Raw genomic sequence first — 26,494 nt, 5'->3', positions numbered from 1 at the left:
GCCGCTCCTTACGGGATTTTCTGCGCCGCCATACCCGGCTCGTGCTCAAGGCTCTCCCGCTGCGTCATCGGGATACGTGTCAGCACCAGCGCGCCGACCACCAGCAAGCCGGCAACAAACCACAACCCGGAGCTGAAGCTGCCGGTGCTGTCACGCAGAATGCCGATCAACAGCGGGCTGACGGCGGATCCGACGTTACCGATGGCATTGATCACCGCCAGTGCGACCGCCCGCGACTGCAGGCTAATAACCCGATCCGGCGTGGTCCAGAAGATCGCCATGGCGGTAAACGATCCGGTTGAGGCCATGATGATGCCAAGCAGCTGGATCAGGCTGTGGTGGGTCGCCGAGGCCAGTAACCATCCTGCCGCCGCAAAGAGATACGGCAGAATGGTGTGCTTTTTTCGCTCTTTCAGCCTGTCGGAGCGGCGGCTCCACCAGATCATCCCGAGGATGGTGCAAAACTGCGGGATCGCCGCCAGCAGGCCAATCACAATGTTGCTGCTGCCGGTGTTGAAGCTCTGCAGGATCTGCGGCGTCCAGATATTTATCGCGCTCAGGGTATTTGTGAGGCAGAAATAGGCCAGGGTATAGAGCAGCACGGCCGGGGTAAACACTTCGCGCAGCGTCGAACGCGGCGTGACGGGGCGGGCGATGGCCGACTCCTGCTCGCGGGCGATCATTGTTTTAAGCGCCTGCTTTTCGTCGTCATCCAGCCAGCTGGCCTGATCCGGCGTGTCGTTCAGGTAGAACCACGTCACAACGCCGAGCACCACGGACGGTAGCCCCTCCAGCAGGAACAGCCACTGCCAGCCTTTCAGGTTCCACAACCCGTCCATGGCCAGAATATAACCGGAGAGGATCGAGCCGAGCATCATGGTCACCGGCATGGCGATCATAAACAACGCATTGGCGCGGGCGCGGTGGTAGGCAGGGAACCACCAGGTGAGATAGACGAGGATCCCCGGCAGGAATCCAGCCTCGGCAATGCCCACCAGCATGCGCAGCACATAGAGCGTGTGCGGGCTGGTGGCGAACATGGTGCAGGTGGAAGCGATGCCCCACACCACCATGATCCCGGCGATCCAGCGACGGGCGCCGACCTTCGCCAGCATGATGTTGCTGGGGATCCCACATATCACGTAGGTGACGTAAAACAGGGTGGCGGCCAGGCCAAACATGGTCGAGGTGAGGCCCAGATCTTTGCCCATCGTCAGCCCGGCAAAGCCGATGTTAATGCGGTCAAGAAACGAGAAGACAAACAGGATAAAGAGAAACACGATCAAACGACGAAACAGCTTCTGAATAACGCGGTGTTCTACAGCTTTATTATCATGGGTTTGCAGGGTAGAGGTCGTCATGTTGCGCTCCACATCGTACGTTTAGTAGACGGATTTATTGTTATTTACTGACGTAACCGGGATATCGATAAAACGTGCTGCCAGCGCCTCGGCGCTGCGTGCAAGCAGGGTGGTGTCGACCCCGACAGCGACAAACAGCGCGCCAAGCTCGAGGTAGCGTTTTGCCAGCGGCTCGTTAGCCATCAGGATGCCGGGCGCTTTGCCTGCCGCACGGATCTGCGCAATGGCCTTCTCGATGGCGGCCTGGACTTCCGGGTGCTGCGGATTTCCGGCAAAGCCCATGTCGGCGCTCAGATCCGCCGGGCCAATAAACACCCCGTCCACGCCTTCCACGTCGAGGATGTGCGGCAGATTTTTCAGCGCCTCGCGCGTTTCAATCTGCACCAGCACGCACATGGCATCGTTAGCGCGCTGCAGGTAATCAGGCGTGCGGTTCCAGCGCGAGGCGCGAGCCAGCGCGCTGCCCACGCCGCGGATCCCCGCCGGTGGATAACGCGTGGCGCGCACCGCCAGCCGGGCTTCATCGGCGTTTTGTACCATCGGCACCAGCAGGGTTTGCGCCCCGACGTCCAGCAGCTGTTTGATCTGGACCGGATCGTTCCACGACGGGCGTACCACCGGCTGGCTGGCGTAAGGCGCGATCGCCTGCAGCTGGGTCAGGACGGTTTGCACGTTATTGGGCGCGTGCTCTGCGTCGATCAGCAGCCAGTCGAAACCCGCACCGGCCAGCAGCTCGGCGCTGTAACTGCTGGTCAGCCCCAGCCACAGGCCGATTTGCGGTTTTCCGGCGCTGAGCGCCGCTTTGAATCTGTTTTCCATGGTGGTCTCCTAAACAAAACGGCAGCTGATGGAGCCCATCTTGCCGTAGTCCACGTGGAAGGTATCGCCCTTGCTGGCCGGCACCGGGCGGGTAAATGAACCGCCGAGGATGATTTGGCCAGGCTCCAGCTGAACGTCGTACGGCGCGAGTTTATTGGCAAGCCATGCCACACCGTTGGCCGGGTGGTTGAGCACGCCCGCGGCGACCCCGGTCTCTTCAATGACGCCGTTGCGGTAGAGCAGGGCGGAGATCCAGCGCAGATCCAGCTCGTCGGGCTTAATCGGGCGACCGCCAAGGATCACACCTGCGTTGGCGGCGTTATCGGAGATGGTGTCGAACACCTTGCGTGGACGCTGGGTCTCGGGATCGATGTTGTGGCAGCGGGCGTCGATCAGCTCCAGCGCGGGGATGACGTAATCCGTGGCGTTGTAGACGTCGAACAGGGTGCAGTTTGGGCCGCGCAGGGGTTTTGCCAGCACGAAGGCCAGCTCCACTTCGATGCGCGGGACGATAAAGCGGTCGGCAGGGATATCACTGCCGTCGTGGAAGAACATGTCGTCGAGCAGAGCACCGTAGTCCGGCTCGCTAATCTGCGAGCTGGCCTGCATCGCTTTGGAGGTGAGGCCAATCTTGTGGCCTTTCAGCACGCGACCTTCGGCGATTTTCAGGCTCACCCATTCGCGCTGTACGGCGTAGGCGTCATCAAGGGTGATCGTCGGGTAGTCGAGCGAGATCTGGCGGATCTGCTCCCGGGACTGCTCCGCCTGATGCAGACGATGGGCGATCAGGGTATGGGTGTGTTTATCGAGCATGGCGATTTCCTGTTGTTGCCGGGTGGCGTGCTGCTCACCCGGCTTGCGTTCAAAGCCGTTGTCGGCCCGGTAAGGGCGCTACTTAAACAAAGCGTGCACGTTGTTCTGCTTGTAATTGAGCGTCGGGTGCAGCTCGTCTATTTCAAAAGAGAGCGCCAGATAGCGCGATGCCATCAGGTCGGCGAAGTGGGTTTTAATCAGCTCAAACAGTGCCTTTCCCACCGCCTCCCGGCTCTCCAGACTGCGCCCGGCGCCAATCTTCAGCGTCATATGCACAAAGGCGTAATCATGCTTACCGTCGGCCATCTGCCAGGTGTCCAGCCAGTGCGCGCGGCTACGGATACCGCCGAGTGGGAAGATTCCCGTGGCGGCAAGCGCGTCGTTCACTTTGGCGAACAGTGCTGGCAGGTCCGCCTGCTCGCGGATGTTGTCAGTGCATTCAGCAATAAAGTGCGGCATGGTGGCTCCTTACGCGGACGCGGGCAGGGGGAAAACGGCGTTAACCTGGCCGGTGCCGGAGCTGGGGAACAGCTCGGTGAGGAACTCCACCTTGCCGTCGTATGTGTCCCAGCCGAGCATCCCCAGCAGCATCACCGTGTCGTGCATGTTGCCCTCGCCGTAGCAGTAGTGGGCATACTCCGGCAGCATGCTGCAGAACTCCCTGAACTTGCCTTCACGCCACAGCTTCACCACGCGTTCGTCCATCTGACGGTCGAACTCGCGGGTGTAGCTGTTCATTCCCTCTTCGGCGCGCTGGTCGTCGATAAAACGGTGCGACAGCGAACCGCTGGCGAGCACCGCCACGGTGCCGTCATATTTCTGAATCGCGCTGACGATGGCCTCGCCCAGCCTGCGGCTGTCGGCGAAGTCATGGACGGTGCAGAACGCGGCGATAGAGATCACTTTGAAGTGCTTATCGCTGTTCATGTAGCGCATCGGTACCAGCGTGCCGTACTCCAGCTTGAGGCTCGGGATGTTGTGCGCTTTGGCACGTACGCCGAGTTTCACCGCTTCGTCGGCGATAAGCTGGCCGAGCGCCGGGTTACCGTCGTAGTCGTAGGTCATGTCGCGGATAAAATGCGGCAGCTCGTTGCTGGTGTAGATGCCGGAGAAATGATCCGCGCAGTTGATGTGGTAGGCGCTGTTCACCAGCCAGTGGGTATCGAACACAATAATGGTATCGACGCCCAGCTCCCGACAACGCTTGCTGATTTCTTTATGTCCGTCGATGGCGGACTGGCGGCAGCCGTGGTTTTTTCCCGGCAGTTCAGAGAGGTACATTGACGGAACGTGGGTAATTTTTGCCGCTAACGCTAACTTGCCCATACTCAGATCCCCCATTTTGGAATCGGATGGTCGCCCATGGAGATGCAGACGTTTTTCATTTCAGCGAACACCTCGAAGCTGTATTCGCCCCCTTCGCGCCCGGTACCGGAAGCCTTCACGCCGCCAAACGGCTGACGCAGGTCGCGCACGTTCTGGGTGTTTACAAACACCATTCCGGCTTCGATATTGCGCGCCAGGCGCAGCACTTTGCTGACGTCCTGGGTCCAGATGTATGACGCCAGGCCGTACTCTACGTCGTTAGCCAGACGCAGCCCTTCGGCTTCGTCCTTAAACGGCAGCAGGCAGGCAACCGGCCCGAAGATCTCTTCCTGGGCCACGCGCATCCGGTTGTCGACGTCTGCCAGCACAGTCGGGCGCAGGAAGTTGCCGTTTTTCAGGTGAGCAGGGAGATCGGTGGGTTTGTCAGGGCCGCCCGCCAGCAGGGTCGCGCCTTCTTCAATGCCAAGACGGATATAGCCGGAGACTTTTTCCCAGTGCTGCTGGCTGATCAGCGCGCCAACCTGAGTGTTCGGATCGGTCGGGTCACCCACGCGCAGACGGTTCGCGCGCTCGGCAAAGCGCCTGACGAATTCCGGGTAGATGCTCTGCTGAATGAAAATGCGTGAGCCAGCGGTGCAACGCTCGCCGTTGATGGAGAAGATGGTGAACAGGGCGGCATCCAGCGCGCGTTCGATATCCGCATCTTCAAAAATCAGCACCGGAGATTTCCCTCCCAGCTCCATGGAGTATTTCTTCAGTCCGGCGTTTTTCATGATGTTGCGTCCGGTGGCGGTGCCGCCGGTAAAGGAGACGGCGCGCACGTCGTGGTGACGTACCAGCGCATCGCCCGCCGTTGCGCCATAGCCCTGTACCACGTTCAGCACGCCCGCCGGAATACCGGCCTCCAGCGCCAGCTCGCCCAGACGGTCGGCGGTCAGCGGGGAGAGCTCAGACATCTTCAGCACCGCAGTGTTGCCCAGCGCCAGGCACGGCGCAACCTTCCAGGTGGCGGTCATAAACGGCACGTTCCACGGCGACACCAGCGCGCAGACCCCCACCGGCTGCACCAGGGTGTAGTTGAGCATCTTGTCGTCGACCGGGTAGGTTTTACCGTTCATCTGCTGGCACACTTCGGCGAAGAACGCGAAGTTGTGCGACGCGCGTGGAATAAGCACGTTTTTGGTCTGGTGGATCGGCAGGCCGGTGTCGGCGGTCTCGAGGGCCGCAATCTCCGGAACGTGTTGATCGATAAGATCTCCGAGGCGACGCATCAGGCGTGCGCGCTCTTTCATCGGCAGGTTAGCCCACGTCGGGAATGCCTCTTTGGCCGCCGCCACGGCCTGATGAATTTCAGCCTCACCGCCGGACGCGACCTCCGCCAGCACCTCTCCGGTGGCCGGGTTAGTGGTGTGGAAGTAATCACTTCCTGCGACGTTTTTACCGTTAATCCAATGGTTTATTTTTTTCATTTTGCAGTCTCCTCACTGACAATGCGGTTCACCAGGCGGCCCACGCCCTCCACTTCCACGACCACTTCGTCGCCTGGCTGTACGTCAGACAGACCCTTTGGCGTGCCGGTGGCAATCATGTCGCCGGGCTGCAGGGTCATAAACTCGCTGAGATAGGCAATCAGGAACGGGATGCTGAAGATCAGATCGGCAGTGGTCCCTTGCTGGCGCAATTCTCCGTTCACGAAGGTACGCAGGGTTAAGTTATGCGGGTCGGGAATGGCCTCTTTCGGCACGATATGCGGGCTGAGGGGGGTTAACCCGTCGCGGCTTTTCACCCGCAGGTTCGGGCGGTAGTAGTTTTCCAGGTAGTCACGGATGGCGTAATCGTTGCAGACGGTATAGCCCGCGACATAGTCCATCGCCTCGCGCTCACTGACCTTGTGCGCCGTTTTGCCGATGACCACCACCAGCTCCGCCTCGTAGTGCATGTACTCAATGTTGTTCGGGCGGACCGAGGTCTGGTTATCGCCGGTCACGGTGTTGGGGGCTTTGATAAACACCAGCGGTTCCGTTGGTGGCGTAAACGCCAGCTCACTGGCGTGATCGGCGTAGTTCAGACCAAGCGCGAACAGCGTGGCGTGCGGATGTGGGCCTTGCGCATGGGCGACCTCGCGTTCATCAACCACCGGGTTTTCCAGGGACGGGAAGCCTTTCGCCAGAATGCGTACGCGATCGCCCGGCTGCAGCGGGACGCGCGAGTGTGGGGTGCCGAGCAGAATGGCATCGCCCGGACTGAGGGTGGCGAACTCGCTCAGGGCGCTCAGCAGTTCGGCGGCATTGCGCTGCAGGTCAGCGGTGTTCCAGTGGTCCGCTTCCCGGCCGTTAATTTCGGTGACGATGGTCAGGTTATCAACGTGGTCGACGGCGACCAGCTCTCCCAGCGGACAAAAGCCGTCGCGGCATTTGGCCTTGATCGCCGGGCGATAAAAACTCTCTTCCGGCAGGCTCACTTCGTTGGCAAGCGCGTAACCGGCGATGTACTCCGCCGCCTCGTCCACGGGAACGTTACGCGCCGTTTTACCCACAACCAGCGCTACCGTGGCACCGCTTAACACGGTTTCTCCCTGCGGGAAGGGAATGGGGTCGCCCGTGCGGATCACGGTGTTATGCGGTTTGATAAACCACACGGCGGTTTTTGGCGGCGTGTGGTAGGGGGCTTTTTCAAACGCGTTGCGCCAGGCATCGCGCTGGCTCTGGTGGTTCAGCGCTACGGCAAAAACAGTACCTTTCATTCACTTACTCCTCAGGCCGGACGTCCGGCCTGTGATTTCATTAATATGTTAATGATCTGGTTGTATGCCTTTGCTGTTTATTTCGCAACCAGAAGTGAATAATTTGTGATATGAATAACAGTAAATTTACATAAAGAGATTAAAGGCTATATTTATCATTGTGTTAATAAATCAGGCTTGTTTCTGTTAGACTTTTTGTCGTAAAACGCGTTGTTTGTAAAACCAGCAGAACTGAATTGTTCATGTGTTAATGATTACCGGGAGAGGCTATGCATGATTCATTAACTATCGCCCTGTTACAGGCGCGGGAAGCGGCGATGTCTTACTTCCGCCCGATTGTGAAAAGGCATAACCTGACCGAGCAGCAGTGGCGCATCGTGCGCGTACTGGCCGAACATCCGTCGATGGATTTTCACGATCTGGCGTTTCGCACCTGTATCTTGCGTCCCAGTCTGACGGGCATTCTGACGCGCATGGAGCGTGACGGTCTGGTGCTGCGCCTTAAGCCCGTAAACGATCAGCGAAAGTTGTATGTGTCGCTGACCAAAGAGGGGAACAGGCTATACGAGCGTGCCCAGGCGCAGGTGGAAGAGGCGTATCAGCAAATCGAGGCCGAATATACGCCAGCGAAGATGCAACAGCTGACAGCGCTGCTGGAAGAGTTTATTGAACTGGGGAACCGGCATATCACAGCGCGCGAAGAAGAGTAAAAACCACAAATTTAAGGATGATTTTCGTAAAGTTTTCCCTTTCCAGGCCGAAAATCCTGTTATCTGTCTGATGGAAAGCGAAAACATGTTAAACCGTATCAAGATTGTCACCAGCTTAATGCTGGTATTAGCGATATTTGGCCTTTTACAACTCACATCCGGTGGTCTTTTCTTCAATGCCCTCAAGCATGACAAAGAGAATTTCACCGTCCTGCAAACCATTCGCCAGCAACAGTCCACGCTGAACGCCAGCTGGGTTGCCCTGCTGCAAACCCGTAATACCCTGAACCGTGCGGGTATTCGCTACATGATGGATCAGAGCAATATCGGCAGCGGCGCGACCGTGAACGATCTGATGCAAATTGCGGCGGCTTCTCTGAAACAGGCAGAAAAAAACTGGGCTGAATACGAAGCCCTGCCACGCGATCCGCGTCAAAACGACGCCGACGCGACGGAGATAAAACGTAACTACGATATCTACCACGGTGCACTGGCGGAGCTGATCCAGCTGCTGGGCGCGGGCAAAATCAACGCCTTCTTCGATCAACCTACCCAGAGCTATCAGGATGGTTTTGAGAAGCAGTACGTGAACTATCTGCAGCAGAACGACAAGCTGTATCAGATGGCGGTGGAAAACAGCAATAGCTCCTACAGCCAGGCAATCTGGGTGCTGATTAGCGTACTGATTGCGGTGCTGGTGGTGATCGTGGCCGTGTGGCTGGGTATCAAGCAGGCGCTGATTTCGCCACTTACCCGTCTTATCGACAACATTCGTCATATCGCCAGCGGCGATCTGGTGAAGCGCATCGAGGTGCAGGGCGCTAACGAGATGGGTGAACTGGCCGACTCGCTGCGTCATATGCAGGGCGAGCTGGTCCGTACCGTTGGCGATGTGCGTAACGGTGCTAATGCCATCTACAGCGGCGCGAGCGAAATCGCGATGGGTAACAACGATCTCTCTTCCCGTACGGAACAGCAGGCCGCATCCCTGGAAGAGACCGCTGCCAGCATGGAGCAGCTGACGGCGACCGTTAAGCAGAACGCCGAGAACGCCCGTCAGGCGAGCAACCTGGCGCTGAGCGCGTCTGAAACCGCGCAGAAGGGCGGTAAAGTGGTGGATAACGTGGTGCAAACCATGCGTGACATCGCGGGCAGTTCGCAGAAAATTGCCGACATTATCAGTGTGATCGACGGCATCGCGTTCCAGACCAACATCCTGGCACTGAACGCTGCAGTAGAAGCGGCACGTGCGGGCGAGCAGGGCCGCGGATTTGCCGTTGTTGCGGGTGAAGTCCGTAACCTGGCACAGCGCAGCGCCCAGGCAGCACGTGAGATCAAGAGCCTGATTGAAGACTCTGTTGGCCGCGTGGAAGTCGGATCTACCCTGGTAGAAAGCGCCGGCGAAACCATGGGCGAAATCGTTAATGCGGTAACCCGCGTGACGGACATCATGGGTGAAATCGCCTCTGCGTCTGATGAGCAGAGCCGCGGTATCGATCAGGTGGGTCTGGCGGTGGCTGAGATGGATCGCGTGACCCAGCAGAACGCCTCGCTGGTGGAAGAGTCTGCCGCGGCGGCAGCGGCACTGGAAGAGCAGGCGAGCCGTCTGACTCAGGCCGTGGCCGTGTTCCGCATTCAGCAGGAGCAGATGAAAGCCCGCGAGCAGGCCTCAGCGAAAACCGCTGCAGCCCCTATGATGGCGCGTAAAGCCGCGACCACCGATGCGGGCGAAAACTGGGAAACGTTTTAATCCTGCCACAGTGCCGGGGGGCGGCTACGCCTGACCCGGCCTGTAATGGGGCGTTTTGCAGGCCGATATCACAGAGGCAGGCGCATGGCACAGCGGGAGTCATACGCGAAACCGTGCGCCGCTTCTTCCTCTCTTTTCTGACGCAGTTCAGGCGTTAGCATCGTCACCGTTTCAAACCCGAGTCGCGCATAAAACGGCGCATTCCATGGCACCTCGCAAAAGGTGGTCAGCGTCAGCGATGTCAGCCCCAGCGTGCGGGCATGGTCTGCGACGCAGGCGATAAGTCGCCGACCTATTCCTCTTCCCTGCCACTCCCGATGAACCGAGAGTTCGACAATAAACAGCGATGACGGATGGGCTTCTGCAAGGATAAACCCGACGGGCAGGCCGTTTGCCAGCGCCAGCCAGCTTAACCCGCGTTTCGCGTAATCAAGATGATGTTCCGCGCAAATGACGTCGCCGTCTGCAAGCCAGGCCAGTTCGGGGACGTCCCGAAAACGCTCGCCTGCCGCGCGCTCGATGGCGGGCAGGGCTGCAACATCTTTGGGCGTCGTCGGTCGAAAGAGAATGTTCATGGCGGAAAGTATACCCCGACCAGCCGTGCCTATTCTGAACAAATCAGGACTGGCGCATAGAAATTGCTGATCACCAGCGCGTCTTCCGGCGTGCGTTCAATCTTCAGGAGTCTTTTGTTCCCCGGCGTCAGGCCGGCAACATACTTTTCAAAGATCCCCGGTGGCAGGGTGTCATGGCTAAAGCGCGCCACGCTTTGTATGAATATTTCATAGAGTGAACCCTCAACGTGCCGCCACGTAAACATCTCCTGGCGGGAAACATCCCAGTGATGTGGCTCGTTAACCACGTCGCCGTTAAGCGTAAGGTACCCTGTGTTGTCGGGCTGAAAGCGCAGCGTAACCTCCCCTTCAAAGGAGAAATCATGATCGTCATGTCGGGCTGAAAATGTCAGGTTTCCTGCACAGGTTCCGGACAGCGGAGGCGTGTAGACGTACCACGCCAGCGTCACGCCAATCAGCAACAGATTGAGCGCCAGAATAAGCCACACTTTTTTTTGTTTCATATCACCACTCGTAAAAGTAAAGCGTTCGGCAGGCGCTGGCTTTACCGTCCGTGAGAGAACACTGTGAAAGGACCAGCCGCCCTTCGTGGCCGTAGAAAAGTGTTCTCTGGATGTGCATATAGAAAATAGAGTTTTTCAGGCAGGGCAGATTACCTTCGCGCTGAAGCGTCTGCGCCAGCGCCATGGCCTTAGTGTGAAACACATCTGCCAGCGGGGCAAAGGTGTAGACCGGACAGGTGCCAATGTGGGTGAGCAGATGAGTGTCACTGTACTGGTGCGCCTGTTTCGTCAAACAGGCGCCGATGCACAGCGCCACGACCATCAGCGTGAGTACACCGCAGAATAGCCATTCTGGCTGAATGCGTCGTGAGGCCGGGACCGACTCCACGACGGGAAAATCGTCCTCCAGGGGCGTTACCGCGATATCAGCACTGAGCATAAAGCCCGTTTTCGGTACGGTGACGATAAACAGGGTGTCGGGCAGCAGGCTCGACAGCATTTTGCGCACAATACTGATGTATTGATTTAACGAATTGTTGGACCCCTGGAGCCCACGTTGATCCCAGACATCACTCAGAAAGGTGTCACGTTCGACGACGTTGCCGTGATGCTGAACCAGCAGCTTCATGATGGCGTTGGCGGTACAGGTGAGGATTTGTCTGTCCAGATCGGGTGCATTGATAAGAGAAACAGAACCGTCTTCGTCGTTATAGACGATGGCGTCAGCAAGCAGGTATTTCATAAGTTATTGTAATACAGAAAAAATAACAAAAAAGAAGATAAGGCTGTGCCTTGTCGGACATAACACGCTGGCTATTTTAGCGCCATTGTTACCGATAACATTGATCCAGACAAGATTTAAAGCAATTTACTCGTGCAGTCGGATTACCACGTCATCCCAACGTGGCGGGAAGGGCATAGCGAGACAGCAGCGCCAGCATCAACAGCCAGAGAATGAGACAGGGAAGATGACGCCGCATGATCTTATTTCCCGACGTGATTAGCCGTGCAGTTACAAACACGATGCCGGGTAGTCGAGCAGGAAGAGTTTGCGATGGAATTCCGCCAGGTTCTGGCAGTGAAATTTGTTCATCGCGTTACGCTTGTGGGTGTAGATCGTTTTCGGGGATTTATTCAGGATCTGCGCGATGCGAACCGGGCTGAACCCGTTGCGGAACAGCATGCAAACCCGAAGCTCCTGGCAGGTGAGCGTGGCGTTTTTTACGCTTGCGAACGGCGTGTTCTGAAAACAGCGGCTGAGCTGCGCGAGTGACAGGTTTCCCGCCACCACGTGGACACGCTCACCCCCCAGAATGATGTTGATATCGTTGACGCGGGACGCATCGGTGAACACCAGCCACCCTTTTTTGACGCGGATATTCAACATCAGTTGCCGCAGGGGCAGGATCCCCTCAGGGCTCACGTCGTTAATCCAGAAAATTTCAGGACAGGGGTCCACACTCTGCGAGATGAACGTCTTCAGGCCCAGCCACAAGAAGGCATTGCCGCTTAAAACGATGACCTTATAGTCGGCATTCAGTGTCTGCGGCATCAGGGTTTTTTCCCCTGGTAGCGCTGGTCGTACTCCGCTGCGCTGTGCCAGGGTGGATTCGAACGTATGGCCGGTTAGCATGATAAAAAGTGGGTAACTCTCTCAGGATGTAAGAAGTTACACATTCTGAGATATGATTTCTTTCTGGTGAATTTATAAATAAAAATGAAAGATATATGGTATCTCTGTCTTATTTTTAATGGTTTTATAGGATTATATATTTACATAAAGCGCCCGGCAGAACGCCGGGCGCAGAAGGGATCAGCTCTCTTTACTGACAATTTTAATCTCTACCATCCCGATGCCGAGCTCGCGCGGTGAATGGCCAAGAATATTTCCCTCATTCGTCGGCTGCGGGTCCGGCGGAACAATCACCAGCGTATTGCTGCGGGAAGGATTATCAAAATGCAGCGTGGTGGTGGTGACGTCATTTCCCAGCGTCAGCGTTTGCTCTTTATCGCCCACACGCACCGGGATGGGACGGTTCGCGTTTGGACCATAGGCCCGGGCGGTGATCACCAGGTCGAATTTTTCCGGCAGAGGATGCGCGTACTCAATCTTCACTTCACTGCCCAGCTGCGCATTAGACCAGCGCCCCCAGAATTCCGGACGCGAGATGCCGCTGAACTGTTTGACCTCTTCCGGTGCCCCGGCCACGTTGAAGATAAAGCTGTCTGCTTTATAGCGAATATCGTTATCCACGATCTTCAGCATGTCGACATTTCGCTGATAGCGCGCGGTATCGATGACCGTATCGTTGAATGCGGTTTTGCCTTTCCACTGCGCTTTATCGACATGCTGCACGGTTTGCTCCCCGCCAAGCTGTCCCTGAGAAACGCACCAGTCGGTTGAGAGCGCCAGTGGCTGGGACCAGAGCTGGCCCATTTTGTAGCACCTGTCGACCCAGACAAAATTATCGCGAGGGGCGAAGTCGGCCAGTTGGAAACGCAGCGGCGCAGAGTATTCGCTTTCCGGCAGCGGTTCGACGCGCGTATCCGACACGCGCAGCAGCAGCGGCAGACGGAAATGGCTGCCGGAGAAGGCAATCGTGTTTTTATCCTGATCGATGGTGAAGTCTTTCATCTCTTTCGGGAAGTTCCACAGGCGGATGATGTCCGGCTTCCACGCAAGGATTTTCTCCTTCATGTTGAGGAACACTTCCGACAGTGACTGCCCCGAGAGCGTACTGCGGCCAAGGCCAATAAAGTTATCCCCGCCCAGAATGTCCAGCACGGTTGCGCCGTTATCCATGGCGTTGCGTTTGGTGGCGATCACGTCCTGTTGTGGCTGGTCGCCGCGCAGAATGAAGAACAGATTGCCGCGATCCTGTTTGCTGAGCTGATCCCAGGCGCTGTTTTTCATCGCCAGATGGTCAGATGAGACGACGATGACCGTGTTTTTAAAATACGGCGAGGCTTTGATTTTCTCGACCAGAGCGGCGATATGCTCCTGGCTGCAGGTTACCGCGCTGAACGATGTGTTGTTTTTGCCGTCAATCTCATAGCGTTTGCGCTTACAGGTGCGCGAGACAAACCCGTCCGGATGGTGGGTATCTACCGTCAGGGCAAAGAGGGAGAAACGCTTGCCGGCGCGGGACAGTTCCTCGAACTTTTTCCAGGTTTCGTCCAGTACCGTGTCATCGTAAAAGCCCCAGTCGTTGCGGTAATGCGGGTCGGCAACGGTCGTTTTTAACTCTTCTGAGCCATACAGATGGTCAAAACCGTGGGATTTCAGGAACACATCTTTTCCGGCAAAGCGCAGGTTGGCCCCCTGCACGAAGTAGTTTTCGTAGCCGGAGTTTTTCAGGATATCGCCGAGGCAAACGTTCTGCGGGAAGAAGCTCGACATTGAGGCCGAGGCATTACCCTCAAAGGGGGCGAAGAGCGGGATACCGCACTGCGAGGCAACCATCCCGGCGATGGTGTAATCCGTACCGGGCAGCTGCGCGGTATGGCTGAAATCAAGACTTTCGTTTTTCAGCGCGCCCAGCTCCGGCGTCAGGTTCGGGAAGGCATTGTTATCAAACCAGGTGCGTTCCAGACTCTCGCCGTAGATATACACCAGGTTAAGCTTCGGGTTGGCTATTTTTTTGGACGGCTCTTTATACCAGGCCATGAAATCCGGGTCGCCGTCGCGCGACTGTGACTTTACCAGCTCGGTTATCTGATGAAATGCCGGGCTGGCATCCACGGACGCCAGCGCCAGACAGAGTGCCAGCAGGCTGTAGCCGCCATGATGCGGAAGATGTCGACGGCGGCGCAGCACCCAGGCCAGGGCACCAAAAATAATCACCAGCGCCGCAATCAGCCCAAGCCCGGGAAGAATGTATTTACCCACGCCCGCGCCCGTCAGGCTATTCGTCAGCGTGTAGAGCACCGCATCGTTAATGCCGTCACCGGTAAAGTAATCGCTGGCGTATAAGGTAATGTTTAAAATAATAAAAATGCCGAGCACCACCAGCGTGGCGATAAACCACCAGGTGTTACGGCCCGCTTTGCAGGCGTAAACGCCGACAGAGGCCAGAAAAAGGACAAGGGACATTAACTCTGACAACAGTCTATCCTCATGACGCCAGGCGCTTAGCTGGCTAACTGATTATTTTTTGGGTTATACAATGTAATTGCGTTGTCGTGTAGCTGCAATTTTAGTGTCACGAAAGTGTGCTGTTGTTAGGATTTGGTTTAGAAAATCGTTTTTTTGAAGGGGGTCGCATCCTGACATACGGACGCTCAGACGGTGGCAAGCAGGAAAAAGACGGCTTTAACGCCGCGTTAAAAGAGTAACGTCTTAAACGCGGCGTGTAATGGCAATACAGGCGGGGATCAGGAGATGAAATTAACGCCTTGTTTCAGCACCAGATCGCAGGCTTTGGTTTTCACCTGTTTCGCCAGCGAGGAGTTGCCGATGGTGCTCAGGTTGAGCTGTTGACCGTTTTGCGCATTCAGCAGGCCCTGAATACCATCCATATAGTTGGTGTCCTGTTTCTGCTCCTGTGTATCCAGACCGAGTTTGCCCAGCACCTGATTTTTCACGTTTTGCGCGTCGGTCACGGAGGCCAGTTTTTGCTTCGCGCAATATTCCAGAATCCCCGCGGCGTTGTTCATTGTGCCTGCGCTCAGGCTCTGGGTGCTGTTACCCAGCAGGCCGGTAAGGGAAGAGGCTGACAGCCCGCCCTGGGTGCTGCTGCTCTCTTTGGTCAGTTCGCTCGCTGCGCTGGACAGCGAATCCTGCCAGGATGCGGCCTGTGCCGCGCCGGTAACCAGCAGGGCGCCTAATACGGTGCTGAAAAGAAACTGTTTTTTCATAATGGCTTACTCAAAAAAGGTCCGTTTTGGGGCGAAAGTGGAGTCAGTATATACCTCCGGGCCACCGGTCTTTCCTGGAAATATCTTAATACTCTTTACCGGTGACACGGCTGCGGTAACTTTCCCAGTCGAAGATGACATACAGACTGTTCCCGAGCTTCATGCGATCCATGACGCGTTCGCCCAGCAAGCGGGTCATTTCGTCGATGTTGTGGTTAGTCAGCATGCCGGTGGGGCGTTTGGAGGAAGAGCGGCGATCGACAATCTGGTTAATGATCACTTTTTCATAGCGGGATTCGGTCTGGACGCCAATCTCATCAATAACCAGTAAATCGACATTACTCAGGTCGTTAAGCAGTTGCTCTTCGCTGGTTTCGCGGTTGCTGAAGGTGTCTTTCATGGCGGACATGATATCGGCCACGGTGATGATCAGCACCGATTTCCCGCGCAGCAGCAGCTCGTTACAGATAGCGGCCGCCAGGTGGTTTTTCCCCGTACCAGGCTTGCCGCTAAAGATGAAGCTGGCGATATTACCGTCGAATTCATCCACGTACTGACGCGCGGCAGCGAGTGCATTCATCTGCCCGTTGGTCTCAATTTTATAGTTATCAAATGAGCAGTTCTGGTGCAGGGGGCGAATACCGGAACGGTTAAAGGTGCGCTGCATTTTCATCGCCCGGTTTTCGCGGGCCAGCGCGGCGGCGCGGATCTTACCCTGCTCTTTTTGCCACGCCAGGAGTTCTTCACCCGTCGTGAAGGCGGGCTTCACGTTGGCTGGCATCATCTTTTGCAGACGTTTCATCAGGTCGCCGACGTTCTTCATTTCGCACCTCGGAATCCATTTGGGATCTGTTTATCCGGTTCGGAAAACGCGTTGATATCACGTTTTGGCTGGCCGTTATTGCTGGCGCGATTAATTTGCAGATGACGCGCGAGCTTCTGTTGCCACTGAATATGAGTGAATACTTTGCCTTCCGCCTGCCACCACGCGGTAAACGCGGCCAGCTCTTCGGGGGTAGCCGGTTGCGTTAACGCTATGCCCCACAATGCCGCCTGCCGTTGAAAATCAGCATCAGGTTGCCAGCCCGCATACAGGGCAAATTTTCCCATGGGAACGGCCATGGGGACGTTAACCGGCTCGTCAAAGAACTGGTTATCGAGGGTTACGTCGCTCGCCGGGCGGGACAACTGCGCTTCAATCTCCAGAAGCTGTGCCAGACGTTCCGGTGTGATGGCATAAAACGCCGGAGCGTTGTCAGCAAATACCGCAACCGTGCCGCCTTCGGCGTGGGTCAGCACACCGCGGGGATCGCGCATAAAGGCATCAATACCAGCAATGCTGGTGGTCAGAATTCTGGAGGACATAACGCTTACTCTACTGATAACTACGGGCGTGATATGGGCTTATGGTAGCACAGAGAGCGGGAAGGGAAGGAGGGGTTTTCCCCGGCGGCGCGATGCCTGCCGGGGCGACAACGGCTGGCCTGATAAGCGTAACGCTATCAGGCAGTTATCAGGCGATAATGTTCAGCGTTACGTCGATGTTACCGCGGGTCGCGTTAGAGTACGGACACACAATGTGTGCTGCATCGACCAGTTTTTTGGCTTCTGCAGGATCCATACCTTCAACGTGGATGTTCAGTTTTGCTTCGATACCAAAACCGGTTGGCAGCGGCCCAATCCCCACTTCGCCTTCAATAAAGGCCTCTTTTGGCAGGGTAAATTTGTCGCGAGCGGCTACAAACTTCATGGCACCCAGGAAGCAGGCAGAGTAGCCGGCAGCAAACAGCTGCTCAGGGTTGGTGACGTCACCGCCCATGCCGCCCATCTCTTTTGGCACGCCGAGTTTAACGTCCAGTACGCCGTCGGAAGAGGTCGCACGGCCATCACGGCCTCCGGTTGCTTTTGCTTTGGCAGTGTAGACAACTTTTTCTAAAGACATGGCAGATTCCTCATCTTACATTAATGTGCGCTATTAAATAGCGTGCGATATATATGGGTAAATAAATACGCGTAAAGTATAGCCTTACGCGCGTTGGATCTGTTGTCGCAAACGTTCCAGCTGCTGCTTAAGTGACAGCATGGTCTCAGTATCACACTGGGCGGCGCATCCCACTGCATGGGGGATCCCGGAAGCCTGCTGCTGGAGATGACGTCCCGCATCGCTCAGGGTGACGGCGACCTGACGCTCGTCTTTACGTGAGCGGTGGCGGTTTATCAGCCCCGCGCTTTCCAGACGCTTCAACAGCGGCGTCAGCGTGGCAGAGTCAAGGAACAACCGTTCACCGATGTCCGACACCGTAATGTCATCCTGCTCCCACAGCACCAGCATCACCAGGTATTGCGGGTAAGTCAGGTTCAGCGGTGCCAGCAGTTGCCGGTACAGCTTGTTCAGCGCCAGATTTGCTGAATAGAGAGCAAAGCAGAGCTGGTTATCCAGCAGGAGCGCAGCGGTCGTGTCGTTCGTTTTCGCGTTCATGAGATGAATATAGATAGTGTACGATTTAATTGCAAGCTATTTTATGGGCAAGTATAACGGAGCGCCACCTGGACGGCCATTTTGCGGTAGTGCTGGCGCTGTGCCTGTTCGTCCGCACCCTCTTCAAACAGCAGGGTGAAGGTGTAGCTGTTGGCAACGTAGTGGAAGCTGAAACTGCTGATCAAACGATGCAGATCGCGGGCTTCAACCGTCTGATTGAACAACTGCTTTTCTTTCCCGCGACGGAGGATCGCTTCCAGCAGATCAAGTGCGCTGCGGTTGACCTGGCGGAGGTAGCTGGACTGCTGCATAAAACGGCCACGCTGCATGTTTTCCATGCAGATAATGCGGATGTAATCCGGGTGGTCGGCATGGTAGTCAAAGGTGGCTTCAACCAGATGAACCAGCGCTTCGACAGGGGGCATTCCCGCCAGGCTGAGCGCCTGTTCACTGGCGCGGATCTGGGTGTAAACATACTCCAGTACGAGAAGATACAGGTTCTCTTTGTTTTTGAAGTGGTAAACAACCATGCGTTTGGTGGTGCCGGCTTTCTCCGCAATTTGTTCCATGCGGGCACCGTTCAACCCGTATTCGGCAAACAGCGTGATAGCGCTCTGAAAGATTTTCTCTTTCAGGCTGGATTCTTCATTGTGCTCGGGGAGTTCGCTGCCTGGGTTAGCCACATCCTTTCCTTATCGTCACCAAACGGATTGGAGTGATTATCCTCACGGCAGCGTAATAACACAAATCTCAAACCCGTGGACGTTTGCGGTACAGCCACAGTCCGGGGATCGACAGTCCGATAGAGAGCGCACCGACAATGGACGAGGCCTTAAGAAAGTTGCTCAGAAGGAGGATCATTTGCGGTTCGGTGTAGCCGAAATGGCTGATTTTCACCGCGGAAATCATGGCCGTATAGGCAGATATGCCGGGGAACATCGGGATAACGGCGGCGACGGTGAACACCTTGGGATGCGCCAGATACCAGCGCGACCACTGAATTCCGATGCTACCGACCAGCATTGAGGCCATAAATGTTGACCATTCAATGTTGAATCCCGCCGTCATCATCACCATTCGCGAGCCATGACCAATAGCACCCAACAGCGCGCACCACGGTAGCGCGCGTTGCGGAACGTTAAAGACCATCGCAAAACCGACGGCAGGGATCGCGGCCAGCAGCATATCCTGCGCCAGCGCCAGCAGAAAATCGATCACGCCCATCCGCGTAACCCCCAGAGTGTCATGGCCATTACCACACCAATGCAGGTTGCAAGCGTCAGCAGGCTGGCAATCGCCCAGCGTGCCAGACCGGTATTGATGTGACCCTTAAACATATCGGCTACGGCGTTAATCAACGGGAAGCCGGGCACCAGCAGAAGCACGCTGGCCGCCATGGCAATCGTCGGCGTGTTGGCAAACTGCGGCAGACGAAGCAGCAGGCCAGAAACCGTGGTGGCGACAAAAGCGGTAATGCAGAAATTAATTTGCGGGTGGAGTTGGCGGTGCGTCAGGAGCTGGCGCACGTACATGGCGATGCTGCTGGCGAAAAAGGTGATGACCGCGCCGTCCCAGCCGCCTTTGTTGAGCTTACAAAAACAGGCGCAGGACAGCCCGACCATTAACACCACCAGCCAGCGGGGATAACGTAAGGGCTTAATCTGGTTGAACCGTTTTTCAATGTCGTGCAGGTCGAGAAGCTTATGCTCAGCAAGAATGACAATATGCTGGACCTCGGTTACAACGTGCATATTGATGCCGCGGTCGTGGTTTTTGCGGGTGGAGGTCAGGCACTGACCGTCTTTTATGGTGGTCAACACGATAGCATTGGATGAAATGGCGCTCTCAACGCTATCCATACCCAGCGCCAGCCCCAACCGGGTGGAAAGTTCCTCGACCAGCGCGCTTTCCGCCCCGTGCTGGAGCAGAAAAAGACCGCACTGAATACAGAGCCGCGTGATGGCACGCTGCGTTGATCGATCTGCCTGCATGTCATGTCCTGAAGAGAAGGTGAATAGCTTGCCTGTTGGCCCGTCATGCTTACTTTTAGCACAAACTGCAGTGCCTCTAGTTGTGGGTCAGATCAAGATTTATGCAAACAGTTGCGGGCTGTCTGGCGGCGGGATGCGGCTTTGGGTCATAAATATGATGAATTATTAATTGAGAAATATAAGATATTTATATTTAGTTTTACTAAGTTTATATTTTAATTATTTTAAGGCCTTTATAATTAAATTTATCTGTGCTTTGTGAGATATTACCGCTGTTTTAGGCATTTCTTAAATGAAGCACACATCTCATCTTCTGCTTGTATTAATCAGTTTTACACTCAGGGACGAATACACTTATACCTTGATGCGTTTTAACGTTACTCATCATATGAAAATGGACACGGAGGGTCTATGTCGTCATTGAATGGTAAACATGGCGTCGTCATTAGCAGAATACCCGTAATGCAAAACGGGTTGGGGGGCGTGATGACACGCCATTTTGCCGATTTTGATTTAACGTTTTGCCGTTCGCTGCAGGAATTAACCCTGCTGCAGTTACGGCGTGCAGACGTCATTATCGCTGATATTTCAGGTGAATACAGGAATCCTCGGGGCACGCTCGAAGAATATTACGGTTTATTAAATCAATATCGGGATATTCACTGGATTTTTTTAGTCTCCCGGCCGCTTTACCCTATTGCCGTTGAGCTGCTTATGCGTCCGGAAAGCACGTTGCTTTCTGATATGGAGCCGATAGAAGGCGTAATTAACGCCATCCGTGCAGGCAGTGAACGGGCAGAGCGGATAAGCCAGACGTTATTAACGCCCGAGCCTGCCTGTAATGATGATGAAGACGACCGCGTCATTGCGCTCACCCACTCTGAACGCAAGGTATTGCGTCTGTTAGGCAAGGGCTGGGGGATTAACCAAATTGCCGCTTTGCTCAAGAAGAGCAATAAAACGATCAGTGCACAGAAAAACAGTGCGATGCGACGGTTGTCATTACGGAGTAATGCCGATCTGTACGCCTGGATCAACAGTACTCAGGGATTGAGAGAGCTGAGTTTAATGTCAGCCTATGGAGAGTTCGAGGAATGGATAAAACCGGTTCAACAAGACATATTGCCGTCATCGAAAATTGCGCGATGAGTGCCGTCGGGCTGGAGCACCTGTTTGCACTGCCCACGCTCAGCCATTATCAACTGCACATGTTCAGTGAATTTGACAGCTTTAAGAAGGCGCTTCCTCATGTCTCTTTTTTCTCGCTGATCTATTCACTTTCTGATGCGCGAGAAGAGCGTCGAAACTGCCTGGCATCCCTGCGGGATCTCGCATTTACGCATAATCATATTCAGCGCATCATCCTGGCGGCAGATGAAATGGAAGCGCGGTTAATCAGCCATCTTTCCCCTTCACGCCTTCACGGTGTCGTCAGTAAATCGGTGTCGCTCGACCGCCTGCAGGAGGAACTGCTGGTGTTGCTGAGTGAAACGCTGCACATCAATGACAATATGCTCAACCACTGGTACAAGAGTCAAAACAGGATGTTAAGTCCAACGGAGCGGGCGATTTTGCGGTATATGTCCTGCGGGTTTTCTATTCCTGAAATCGCCGCGCAGCTTGAGCGCAATATTAAGACCATCCGGGCGCACAAGTTTAATGCGATGGTGAAGCTTGGGGTCAATTCTGACGTGGGGCTGCTTGATGCGGCAGATATTCTGACTCATCTCCCGGCCCGGGATCCGCGAACATCAGTATTAAGCCAGCCGACATTTTTATAAGCTGATATCTGTGCGCCAGACAGGCTCTGGCGCCTCATTCAGATGCACACATCCACCCATTTTGCGGACGTCAGTTCTGCCATTCTGTCTGGTGAAATACGCACGGCACTGTGAATTGCACCCGCGGCCGGCAGCACTTCAGCATACTGCTTCAGTGAAATATCGCAATAAACCGCGAGCGGATTTTCCAGCCCAAACGGGCACACGCCGCCAACAGGATGACCCGTGATGGTCACCACTTCATCACAACTGAGCATGCGTGCTTTTGCGCCAAACGTGTCTTTCAGTTTTTTATTATCCAGACGCGCATCACCTTTCGCGACCACCAGAATGACGTCATTTTTAACCTTCAACGACAGCGTTTTGGCGATTTGTCCCGGCTCAACACGATGGGCGGCAGCAGCCAACGCAACGGTTGCGGTACTCTGGCTAAGTTCAATAACCTCTATATCCGGAGCGTTGTCGGCAAAAAACTGCTGTACAGACTGCAAACTCATTGTTTCCTCCTGACAAATATCCCGCGTAATCTGTCATAAGAATTTATGCTCTGTAAATATCTCTTCAGTAACAAATATCCCACACGGCCGATTTCTGGATCGCCTTCACATTCACAGAAACCGGTTACAGTAACCGGTTGCAGACCGTGAGTGAGAGATTAATACTGACTGTGTAACGTCCCCTGTATCCAATAATAAGAGCTAAATATGAAACCATTCCGTCTGAGCAGTACCGCTGGTAAACGCGCCGGCAAGGTTGTGAAGGTGATGTATGGACCAACGTATGGCGTGTATGCGCCCGTCATAAACGTCTGAAAGGAGATCAGCTATGTCTGCCAACCATGTTGCGTTTAATCTGATATTTCGTTTTGTAGAAAATTACGTCAGCCCGATTGCCGGGCGGATCTCCTCCCAGCGTCATGTTATGGCTATTCGTGATGGCTTTATCTCCGCGATGCCGTTCATGATTGTGGGTTCATTTTTACTCGTCTTCGCGTATCCACCGTTTTCGCCTGATACCACCTGGGGTTTCGCGCGCGCCTGGCTGGACATGGCGAAGCAATTTGAAGGTCAGATCCTCACGCCGTTTGATATGACCATGGGCGTTATGTCCCTGTATATCTGCGCGGCCATTGCCTATAACCTTGGCAAACACTATGTCAAATCGCATCAGTTAGACCCGTTTATGTGCGCCATGCTGTCGCTGATGGCGTTTCTGCTGGTCGCGGCGCCGAAAACCAAAGGCACGCTTCCGGTCGACAGCCTCGGCGGGACAGGCATTTTTACCGCGATTCTGGTGGCTATCTACTGCGTTGAGATGATGCGTTTTCTCAAAGCGCATAACATCGGGATCCGTCTGCCGGACCAGGTTCCGCCGATGATCAAAAACTCCTTTGATCTGTTGATCCCGGTGCTGGTGGTGGTGTTGACGCTTTACCCGCTGAGTCTGGTGATTCAGTCTGAGTTTGGCATGCTGATCCCGCAGGCGATTATGTCTGTCTTCAAACCGCTGGTTTCCGCCGCAGACTCCCTGCCGGCAATCCTGCTGGCGGTGTTGATTGGGCATTTGCTGTGGTTCGCCGGGATCCACGGTGCCGCGATTGTCTCCGGGATGTTGCAGATGTTCTGGCTGACCAACCTGGGCGCTAACCAGACCGCGCTGGCCGCCAGCCAGCCGCTGCCGCATATTTTTATGGAAGCGTTCTGGACGTTCTTTATCGTCATCGGGGGGTCAGGTGCCACGATGGGGCTGGTGTTCTGCTACCTGCGCAGCCGCTCCGCTCATCTGCGTTCTATCGGCCGTCTGAGCGTGGTGCCAAGCCTCTTTAACATCAACGAACCCGTTATTTTCGGTACGCCGATTGTCATGAACCCGGTGTTCTTTATTCCGTTCCTGCTGGCACCCATGGTTAACGCCGTGCTGGCCTGGTCGGCGATGAAGTTCGATCTGATTGGCCGCGTGATCTCCGTTGTGCCGTGGACGGCACCTGCACCAGTAGGTGCCGCATGGGCGCTGGGCTGGGATTTCCGTGCAGCCATTCTGGTGGTGGTCCTTGCGTGCGTATCGGCCATCATCTACTTCCCGTTCTTTAAAGTGTACGAGAAGCAACTGCTGGAGCAGGAAGCGGAAGAAGCGCAACGTAATGCGGAAGAGGAAAATCAGCAGGTAGCGTGAGAAACGGATGCCGGGTCAGCGTTAATGCGGCCCGGCAACACCTGACCTTACTTGAGCGTACAATCTCCACACTGTTGAACGTCCGGCAGGCGATAACGCTGGCAGCAGGTGCGACGAACCAGAAGCCCGTCACGAAGGACCACGGTGCGGAATAACGGGTTATCGCGGCCATCGGAAAGCTGTTTTGCAAAGAAACAGGACTGGCGCAGGGCCTCGACCTTCTCATCACCGAGCAGAGGTTTCATTTCCGTCAAATACCAGTGGATTAAATACCCGGTATTGCTCCAGATAAGCTTCCCGTTGATTTCCCCCGTCTCTTCCAGCGCATCCACTACCGGGATCAGGGCGCGAGTTATGAGCTGCTCCATACGTTCCTGAGCAGAGAGGTGCTCCGCGTTCTGGTCTTCGTGGAGATCAATCCAGAAACAGGCCGCACGGCCGGTCTCGTGGAACTCGACATGAAAATATTCCGGGGAGAGTTCCAGCATGCCCTTTTGAGTGAGCAGCGCCAGCATGAGTGGGGGCACCATCAGCCCGATATACCACTGCGCCCAGAGGGAGAGCAGGGGTTTGTTTTCCCGCGGAAGGGTCGGTTGATTGCGATAGATATGGTCGGAATAGGTGGCCAGCAACGACTGCAGTGTCGACGGCTGTCGCCACTCTTCCAGCGTCATGGCGTGGTGCGGGTGCGCTTCATCCAGCCTGATAAAGTCCAGCAGGTGGGCGCGAGTTTTAGCGATCTTATCCCTGATGGCATCCGCAAGCGAAACATTCCCGGTGGGGAGGCGGGCTCTCCAGAGAAGGGGTTCAACGATTTGTGCGGTATGAGTGGCCATAGTAGAGATACAAATCTAAATGATAATGATTGCCAATCCTAACTATTGCTCATACCGATGGCAAGACTTTTGTCCGCGTTATATGACGCCGCGCTTACGCGGTCTGAAGCTCTTCGCTCAGCAGGATGTTATTGCGCCCCATATGCTTTGCTTCGTAGAGGGCTTTGTCCGCTTTCTCCAGTGCGCCTTCGGCGTCTTCATCCTCAAAAATGGCAATTCCAATGCTGATGGTGACGTTTGTCGCCACGCTTTCATTGAACATATGCGGGATTTTTAAATCGTAGACTTTCTGGCGGATCCGCTCTGCCGTCTGGCGGGCATGCTCGAGAGAAATATTGGTCAGCAGAACCATAAATTCTTCCCCGCCGAAGCGCGCCACAATATCACGTGAACGCACGGCATCACGGATGGCAGCAGAGACCCGGATCAGCGCCTGGTCGCCCATCATATGGCCGTAGTGGTCGTTGTAGGCTTTAAAGTGGTCGATATCCATCAGCAGGACAAAGTGCTCGCCGTTCTCCACTGCCGGAAGATTCTCCAGCCGGCTTTGCAGTCCGCGACGGTTATAAAGGCCGGTAAGCGGGTCCATCATGCTCAGATCGGTGAGGGTCTCACGCTCCTCCAGCAAACGGGAGAGCAGTTCCTGCGCGAAGCGATCGTTACGTCTTTGCAAAATGTTATGAATCGCAATTGCTACCACAGGAAGTGCGAAAGAATAGGTCATTCTTAGCCATATATCATGATTACTTAACCACAGGCAGACAATAAAGGTGGGGAAGGAGTGTAGCGTAAATGCTTTGATATTACTGGCGAAGGCCAGCGTACCAATAAACAGTACCGTTAATAACGCCATGATCAAATAGGTCGCCTGATCGTGGGTAATTAACGAAAATTTCGAGGCCACCTGCCACGCCCATAAAATACCGAAGATCGCTGAAACGGCAGGAATATTTACCTTGCGGGTTCTCTTTTTCCAGTGCCAGACGAGTAGCCCGATGCTGATAACAAAAATAGAAATCAGGGGGACTGATAACAGGCGAATAGAATAGAGCGGGTTTGTTACCGAGAACACAGCTGAGGTCGCGTTCAGAAATAAAAATAAACGTAACGATAATTGATATTTACTGTGGACCAAAGACCGCCAGGATTGTGATGTCATAGTAGTGCGTTTTTATTAATATTTAATTAAAACAGGTAAATAGGTGTTGTTTCGCAATGAAAGATGCAAAAAACTCAAAGAGTAATTATCAGAAAATCTTTAGGTCTAGTTAACAGGTGAGCAATTTATCACCTTAGGCATTTCCTGTCATTACAGGAAAGGTAAAGGGGGAGAGTTTTTGATTAATCGTGCTGACAAATGATAATTGATATCATATGATATTGGTTATCATTATCAGTGTGAGAGGGCGAACCATGTTGAACAGGGCGCTGGGAAGTGGTTGGGGAGTGTTACTGCCGGGGGCGATTCTTGGCGGTCTGATGTTTGCCGATCTCTCCATTGATGTCTGGAAAGCGCTCATTGTGTCAGGACTGTTAGTGACGTCAGGGATGATCTGGCATAAACAGCTGCGCCACTTTGTGTTACTGCCGTCATGCGTAGCACTGGTCAGTGGAATTCTGGTGATACTGATGAGTTTGAAATAAGCGGAAAGCGAGAAGAACGTCAGAAAGGATGTAAGATAATTGGTGCGAGGGGGGGGACTTGAACCCCCACGTCCGTAAGGACACTAACACCTGAAGCTAGCGCGTCTACCAATTCCGCCACCTTCGCACAGTCA

29 protein-coding genes and 1 tRNA gene are annotated in these 26,494 nt (G+C 54.9%); 6 read left to right on the top strand and 24 right to left on the bottom strand.

The annotated features are described in order from the left end of the window. Positions 1–8 precede the first annotated feature (8 nt). From hpaX to hpaG, 7 genes are all read right to left on the bottom strand, one after another. Positions 9–1,361 carry a 4-hydroxyphenylacetate permease gene (hpaX, locus tag L466_RS01840; RefSeq protein ID WP_020885310.1) on the bottom strand — a complete coding sequence of 451 codons (1,353 nt, stop codon included), beginning with the start codon at positions 1,359–1,361 and terminating at the stop codon, positions 9–11. Between the two features lie 21 nt (positions 1,362–1,382). Next, positions 1,383–2,180 carry a 4-hydroxy-2-oxoheptanedioate aldolase gene (gene hpaI, locus L466_RS01845; RefSeq protein ID WP_032681713.1) on the bottom strand — a complete coding sequence of 266 codons (798 nt, stop codon included), beginning with the start codon at positions 2,178–2,180 and terminating at the stop codon, positions 1,383–1,385. Positions 2,181–2,189: 9 nt separating this feature from the next. Next, entirely contained in the window at positions 2,190–2,993 is an 804-nt protein-coding gene (gene hpaH / locus L466_RS01850; RefSeq protein ID WP_014168488.1) for a 2-oxo-hept-4-ene-1,7-dioate hydratase, read from the bottom strand. Between the two features lie 78 nt (positions 2,994–3,071). Next, entirely contained in the window at positions 3,072–3,452 is a 381-nt protein-coding gene (locus L466_RS01855) for a 5-carboxymethyl-2-hydroxymuconate Delta-isomerase (protein ID WP_020885308.1), read from the bottom strand. A gap of 9 nt (positions 3,453–3,461) precedes the next feature. Next, the gene (hpaD, locus tag L466_RS01860; RefSeq protein ID WP_020885307.1) at positions 3,462–4,319 is read right to left on the bottom strand and encodes a 3,4-dihydroxyphenylacetate 2,3-dioxygenase; all 858 of its coding nucleotides are present in this window, start codon (positions 4,317–4,319) and stop codon (positions 3,462–3,464) included. A 2-nt stretch (positions 4,320–4,321) separates the two neighbouring features. Beyond that, positions 4,322–5,788, bottom strand: coding sequence for a 5-carboxymethyl-2-hydroxymuconate semialdehyde dehydrogenase (gene hpaE, locus L466_RS01865; RefSeq protein WP_014168491.1), 1,467 nt, complete (start codon positions 5,786–5,788; stop codon positions 4,322–4,324). Beyond that, positions 5,785–7,062 carry a 4-hydroxyphenylacetate degradation bifunctional isomerase/decarboxylase gene (gene hpaG, locus L466_RS01870; protein ID WP_032681712.1) on the bottom strand — a complete coding sequence of 426 codons (1,278 nt, stop codon included), beginning with the start codon at positions 7,060–7,062 and terminating at the stop codon, positions 5,785–5,787. Before hpaG ends, hpaE begins: the two co-directional genes overlap by 4 nt. 269 nt (positions 7,063–7,331) lie before the next feature. On the opposite strand from hpaG, the gene hpaR reads away from it, so the two are divergent. Both hpaR and tsr read left to right on the top strand, forming a co-directional pair. Next, on the top strand, positions 7,332–7,772 hold the full coding sequence (gene hpaR, locus L466_RS01875; RefSeq protein WP_014168494.1) for a homoprotocatechuate degradation operon regulator HpaR: 441 nt from the start codon (positions 7,332–7,334) through the stop codon (positions 7,770–7,772). An 85-nt stretch (positions 7,773–7,857) separates the two neighbouring features. Then, positions 7,858–9,522: a methyl-accepting chemotaxis protein gene (tsr, locus tag L466_RS01880; RefSeq protein WP_032682055.1), complete on the top strand. Its 1,665-nt coding sequence runs from the start codon at positions 7,858–7,860 to the stop codon at positions 9,520–9,522. Positions 9,523–9,590: 68 nt separating this feature from the next. On the opposite strand, the gene L466_RS01885 is transcribed toward tsr, so the two are convergent. The 13 genes from L466_RS01885 to L466_RS01945 form a co-directional block, all read right to left on the bottom strand. After that, complete coding sequence (locus L466_RS01885; protein WP_032681711.1) at positions 9,591–10,097, bottom strand: GNAT family N-acetyltransferase; 507 nt, start codon at positions 10,095–10,097, stop codon at positions 9,591–9,593. Between the two features lie 29 nt (positions 10,098–10,126). Beyond that, the gene (locus L466_RS01890; protein ID WP_032681710.1) at positions 10,127–10,600 is read right to left on the bottom strand and encodes a hypothetical protein; all 474 of its coding nucleotides are present in this window, start codon (positions 10,598–10,600) and stop codon (positions 10,127–10,129) included. Between the two features lies 1 nt (position 10,601). Beyond that, entirely contained in the window at positions 10,602–11,342 is a 741-nt protein-coding gene (locus tag L466_RS01895) for a winged helix-turn-helix domain-containing protein (protein ID WP_032679574.1), read from the bottom strand. Between the two features lie 270 nt (positions 11,343–11,612). Beyond that, a complete protein-coding gene (locus L466_RS01900; RefSeq protein WP_020885300.1) occupies positions 11,613–12,152 on the bottom strand; it encodes a helix-turn-helix transcriptional regulator in 540 nt (179 codons plus the stop codon). A 261-nt stretch (positions 12,153–12,413) separates the two neighbouring features. After that, entirely contained in the window at positions 12,414–14,705 is a 2,292-nt protein-coding gene (gene opgB / locus L466_RS01905; RefSeq protein ID WP_032681709.1) for a phosphatidylglycerol--membrane-oligosaccharide glycerophosphotransferase, read from the bottom strand. Positions 14,706–14,974: 269 nt separating this feature from the next. After that, entirely contained in the window at positions 14,975–15,457 is a 483-nt protein-coding gene (locus L466_RS01910; RefSeq protein WP_020885299.1) for a YjjA family protein, read from the bottom strand. 85 nt (positions 15,458–15,542) lie between these two features. Beyond that, positions 15,543–16,280 carry a DNA replication protein DnaC gene (gene dnaC / locus L466_RS01915; protein WP_014168503.1) on the bottom strand — a complete coding sequence of 246 codons (738 nt, stop codon included), beginning with the start codon at positions 16,278–16,280 and terminating at the stop codon, positions 15,543–15,545. Beyond that, positions 16,277–16,822 (bottom strand): primosomal protein DnaT, encoded by a 546-nt coding sequence (gene dnaT, locus L466_RS01920; RefSeq protein ID WP_025205613.1) that lies wholly within the window; start codon positions 16,820–16,822, stop codon positions 16,277–16,279. The genes dnaC and dnaT overlap by 4 nt, the downstream gene beginning before the upstream one ends. Positions 16,823–16,970: 148 nt before the next feature. Next, the gene (locus L466_RS01925; RefSeq protein WP_006174091.1) at positions 16,971–17,399 is read right to left on the bottom strand and encodes an organic hydroperoxide resistance protein; all 429 of its coding nucleotides are present in this window, start codon (positions 17,397–17,399) and stop codon (positions 16,971–16,973) included. Between the two features lie 84 nt (positions 17,400–17,483). Next, positions 17,484–17,936, bottom strand: a complete 453-nt coding sequence (locus tag L466_RS01930; protein ID WP_014168505.1) for a MarR family winged helix-turn-helix transcriptional regulator — start codon at positions 17,934–17,936, stop codon at positions 17,484–17,486. Positions 17,937–17,977: 41 nt separating this feature from the next. Continuing rightward, complete coding sequence (locus L466_RS01935) at positions 17,978–18,619, bottom strand: TetR/AcrR family transcriptional regulator (protein WP_020885296.1); 642 nt, start codon at positions 18,617–18,619, stop codon at positions 17,978–17,980. A 67-nt stretch (positions 18,620–18,686) separates the two neighbouring features. Then, positions 18,687–19,160: a threonine/serine exporter gene (locus L466_RS01940; RefSeq protein ID WP_020885295.1), complete on the bottom strand. Its 474-nt coding sequence runs from the start codon at positions 19,158–19,160 to the stop codon at positions 18,687–18,689. After that, positions 19,151–19,927: a threonine/serine exporter family protein gene (locus tag L466_RS01945; protein WP_014168508.1), complete on the bottom strand. Its 777-nt coding sequence runs from the start codon at positions 19,925–19,927 to the stop codon at positions 19,151–19,153. Before L466_RS01945 ends, L466_RS01940 begins: the two co-directional genes overlap by 10 nt. A 411-nt stretch (positions 19,928–20,338) precedes the next feature. On the opposite strand from L466_RS01945, the gene L466_RS01950 reads away from it, so the two are divergent. Both L466_RS01950 and bglJ read left to right on the top strand, forming a co-directional pair. Then, positions 20,339–21,076, top strand: coding sequence for a helix-turn-helix transcriptional regulator (locus L466_RS01950; RefSeq protein ID WP_032681708.1), 738 nt, complete (start codon positions 20,339–20,341; stop codon positions 21,074–21,076). Then, entirely contained in the window at positions 21,073–21,708 is a 636-nt protein-coding gene (gene bglJ, locus L466_RS01955) for a DNA-binding transcriptional activator BglJ (protein WP_032681707.1), read from the top strand. Before L466_RS01950 ends, bglJ begins: the two co-directional genes overlap by 4 nt. 38 nt (positions 21,709–21,746) lie before the next feature. On the opposite strand, the gene L466_RS01960 is transcribed toward bglJ, so the two are convergent. Then, the gene (locus L466_RS01960; protein WP_014168511.1) at positions 21,747–22,205 is read right to left on the bottom strand and encodes a YbaK/EbsC family protein; all 459 of its coding nucleotides are present in this window, start codon (positions 22,203–22,205) and stop codon (positions 21,747–21,749) included. Positions 22,206–22,533: 328 nt separating this feature from the next. On the opposite strand from L466_RS01960, the gene L466_RS01965 reads away from it, so the two are divergent. Next, a complete protein-coding gene (locus tag L466_RS01965) occupies positions 22,534–23,880 on the top strand; it encodes a PTS sugar transporter subunit IIC (RefSeq protein ID WP_032681705.1) in 1,347 nt (448 codons plus the stop codon). 47 nt (positions 23,881–23,927) lie between these two features. On the opposite strand, the gene fhuF is transcribed toward L466_RS01965, so the two are convergent. Both fhuF and L466_RS01975 read right to left on the bottom strand, forming a co-directional pair. Then, the gene (fhuF, locus tag L466_RS01970) at positions 23,928–24,716 is read right to left on the bottom strand and encodes a siderophore-iron reductase FhuF (RefSeq protein WP_025205609.1); all 789 of its coding nucleotides are present in this window, start codon (positions 24,714–24,716) and stop codon (positions 23,928–23,930) included. 94 nt (positions 24,717–24,810) lie between these two features. Then, positions 24,811–25,875 (bottom strand): GGDEF domain-containing protein, encoded by a 1,065-nt coding sequence (locus L466_RS01975; protein WP_020885291.1) that lies wholly within the window; start codon positions 25,873–25,875, stop codon positions 24,811–24,813. Between the two features lie 215 nt (positions 25,876–26,090). On the opposite strand from L466_RS01975, the gene L466_RS01980 reads away from it, so the two are divergent. Beyond that, a complete protein-coding gene (locus L466_RS01980) occupies positions 26,091–26,360 on the top strand; it encodes a DUF1435 domain-containing protein (RefSeq protein WP_062777987.1) in 270 nt (89 codons plus the stop codon). Between the two features lie 40 nt (positions 26,361–26,400). Here the strand turns inward: L466_RS01980 and L466_RS01985 are convergent. Next, positions 26,401–26,487 (bottom strand) — tRNA-Leu (locus L466_RS01985). Positions 26,488–26,494 lie beyond the last annotated feature (7 nt).

It is taken from the genome of Enterobacter sp. BIDMC 30, assembly GCF_000534355.1.
GTDB lineage: Bacteria > Pseudomonadota > Gammaproteobacteria > Enterobacterales > Enterobacteriaceae > Enterobacter > Enterobacter ludwigii.
This window is presented reverse-complemented; position numbering and strand designations above follow the sequence as displayed.

Excerpts from the sequence above, each read along its gene's own strand:
- hpaX (WP_020885310.1), bottom strand. The coding sequence starts at position 1,361 with ATGACGACCTCTACCCTGCAAACCCATGATAATAAAGCTGTAGAACAC.
- hpaI (WP_032681713.1), bottom strand. The coding sequence starts at position 2,180 with ATGGAAAACAGATTCAAAGCGGCGCTCAGCGCCGGAAAACCGCAAATC.
- hpaH (WP_014168488.1), bottom strand. The coding sequence starts at position 2,993 with ATGCTCGATAAACACACCCATACCCTGATCGCCCATCGTCTGCATCAG.
- L466_RS01855 (WP_020885308.1), bottom strand. The coding sequence starts at position 3,452 with ATGCCGCACTTTATTGCTGAATGCACTGACAACATCCGCGAGCAGGCG.
- hpaD (WP_020885307.1), bottom strand. The coding sequence starts at position 4,319 with ATGGGCAAGTTAGCGTTAGCGGCAAAAATTACCCACGTTCCGTCAATG.
- hpaE (WP_014168491.1), bottom strand. The coding sequence starts at position 5,788 with ATGAAAAAAATAAACCATTGGATTAACGGTAAAAACGTCGCAGGAAGT.
- hpaG (WP_032681712.1), bottom strand. The coding sequence starts at position 7,062 with ATGAAAGGTACTGTTTTTGCCGTAGCGCTGAACCACCAGAGCCAGCGC.
- hpaR (WP_014168494.1), top strand. The coding sequence starts at position 7,332 with ATGCATGATTCATTAACTATCGCCCTGTTACAGGCGCGGGAAGCGGCG.
- tsr (WP_032682055.1), top strand. The coding sequence starts at position 7,858 with ATGTTAAACCGTATCAAGATTGTCACCAGCTTAATGCTGGTATTAGCG.
- L466_RS01885 (WP_032681711.1), bottom strand. The coding sequence starts at position 10,097 with ATGAACATTCTCTTTCGACCGACGACGCCCAAAGATGTTGCAGCCCTG.
- L466_RS01890 (WP_032681710.1), bottom strand. The coding sequence starts at position 10,600 with ATGAAACAAAAAAAAGTGTGGCTTATTCTGGCGCTCAATCTGTTGCTG.
- L466_RS01895 (WP_032679574.1), bottom strand. The coding sequence starts at position 11,342 with ATGAAATACCTGCTTGCTGACGCCATCGTCTATAACGACGAAGACGGT.
- L466_RS01900 (WP_020885300.1), bottom strand. The coding sequence starts at position 12,152 with ATGCCGCAGACACTGAATGCCGACTATAAGGTCATCGTTTTAAGCGGC.
- L466_RS01910 (WP_020885299.1), bottom strand. The coding sequence starts at position 15,457 with ATGAAAAAACAGTTTCTTTTCAGCACCGTATTAGGCGCCCTGCTGGTT.
- dnaC (WP_014168503.1), bottom strand. The coding sequence starts at position 16,280 with ATGAAGAACGTCGGCGACCTGATGAAACGTCTGCAAAAGATGATGCCA.
- dnaT (WP_025205613.1), bottom strand. The coding sequence starts at position 16,822 with ATGTCCTCCAGAATTCTGACCACCAGCATTGCTGGTATTGATGCCTTT.
- L466_RS01925 (WP_006174091.1), bottom strand. The coding sequence starts at position 17,399 with ATGTCTTTAGAAAAAGTTGTCTACACTGCCAAAGCAAAAGCAACCGGA.
- L466_RS01930 (WP_014168505.1), bottom strand. The coding sequence starts at position 17,936 with ATGAACGCGAAAACGAACGACACGACCGCTGCGCTCCTGCTGGATAAC.
- L466_RS01940 (WP_020885295.1), bottom strand. The coding sequence starts at position 19,160 with ATGGGCGTGATCGATTTTCTGCTGGCGCTGGCGCAGGATATGCTGCTG.
- L466_RS01945 (WP_014168508.1), bottom strand. The coding sequence starts at position 19,927 with ATGCAGGCAGATCGATCAACGCAGCGTGCCATCACGCGGCTCTGTATT.
- L466_RS01950 (WP_032681708.1), top strand. The coding sequence starts at position 20,339 with ATGTCGTCATTGAATGGTAAACATGGCGTCGTCATTAGCAGAATACCC.
- bglJ (WP_032681707.1), top strand. The coding sequence starts at position 21,073 with ATGAGTGCCGTCGGGCTGGAGCACCTGTTTGCACTGCCCACGCTCAGC.
- L466_RS01960 (WP_014168511.1), bottom strand. The coding sequence starts at position 22,205 with ATGAGTTTGCAGTCTGTACAGCAGTTTTTTGCCGACAACGCTCCGGAT.
- L466_RS01965 (WP_032681705.1), top strand. The coding sequence starts at position 22,534 with ATGTCTGCCAACCATGTTGCGTTTAATCTGATATTTCGTTTTGTAGAA.
- fhuF (WP_025205609.1), bottom strand. The coding sequence starts at position 24,716 with ATGGCCACTCATACCGCACAAATCGTTGAACCCCTTCTCTGGAGAGCC.
- L466_RS01975 (WP_020885291.1), bottom strand. The coding sequence starts at position 25,875 with ATGACATCACAATCCTGGCGGTCTTTGGTCCACAGTAAATATCAATTA.
- L466_RS01980 (WP_062777987.1), top strand. The coding sequence starts at position 26,091 with ATGATATTGGTTATCATTATCAGTGTGAGAGGGCGAACCATGTTGAAC.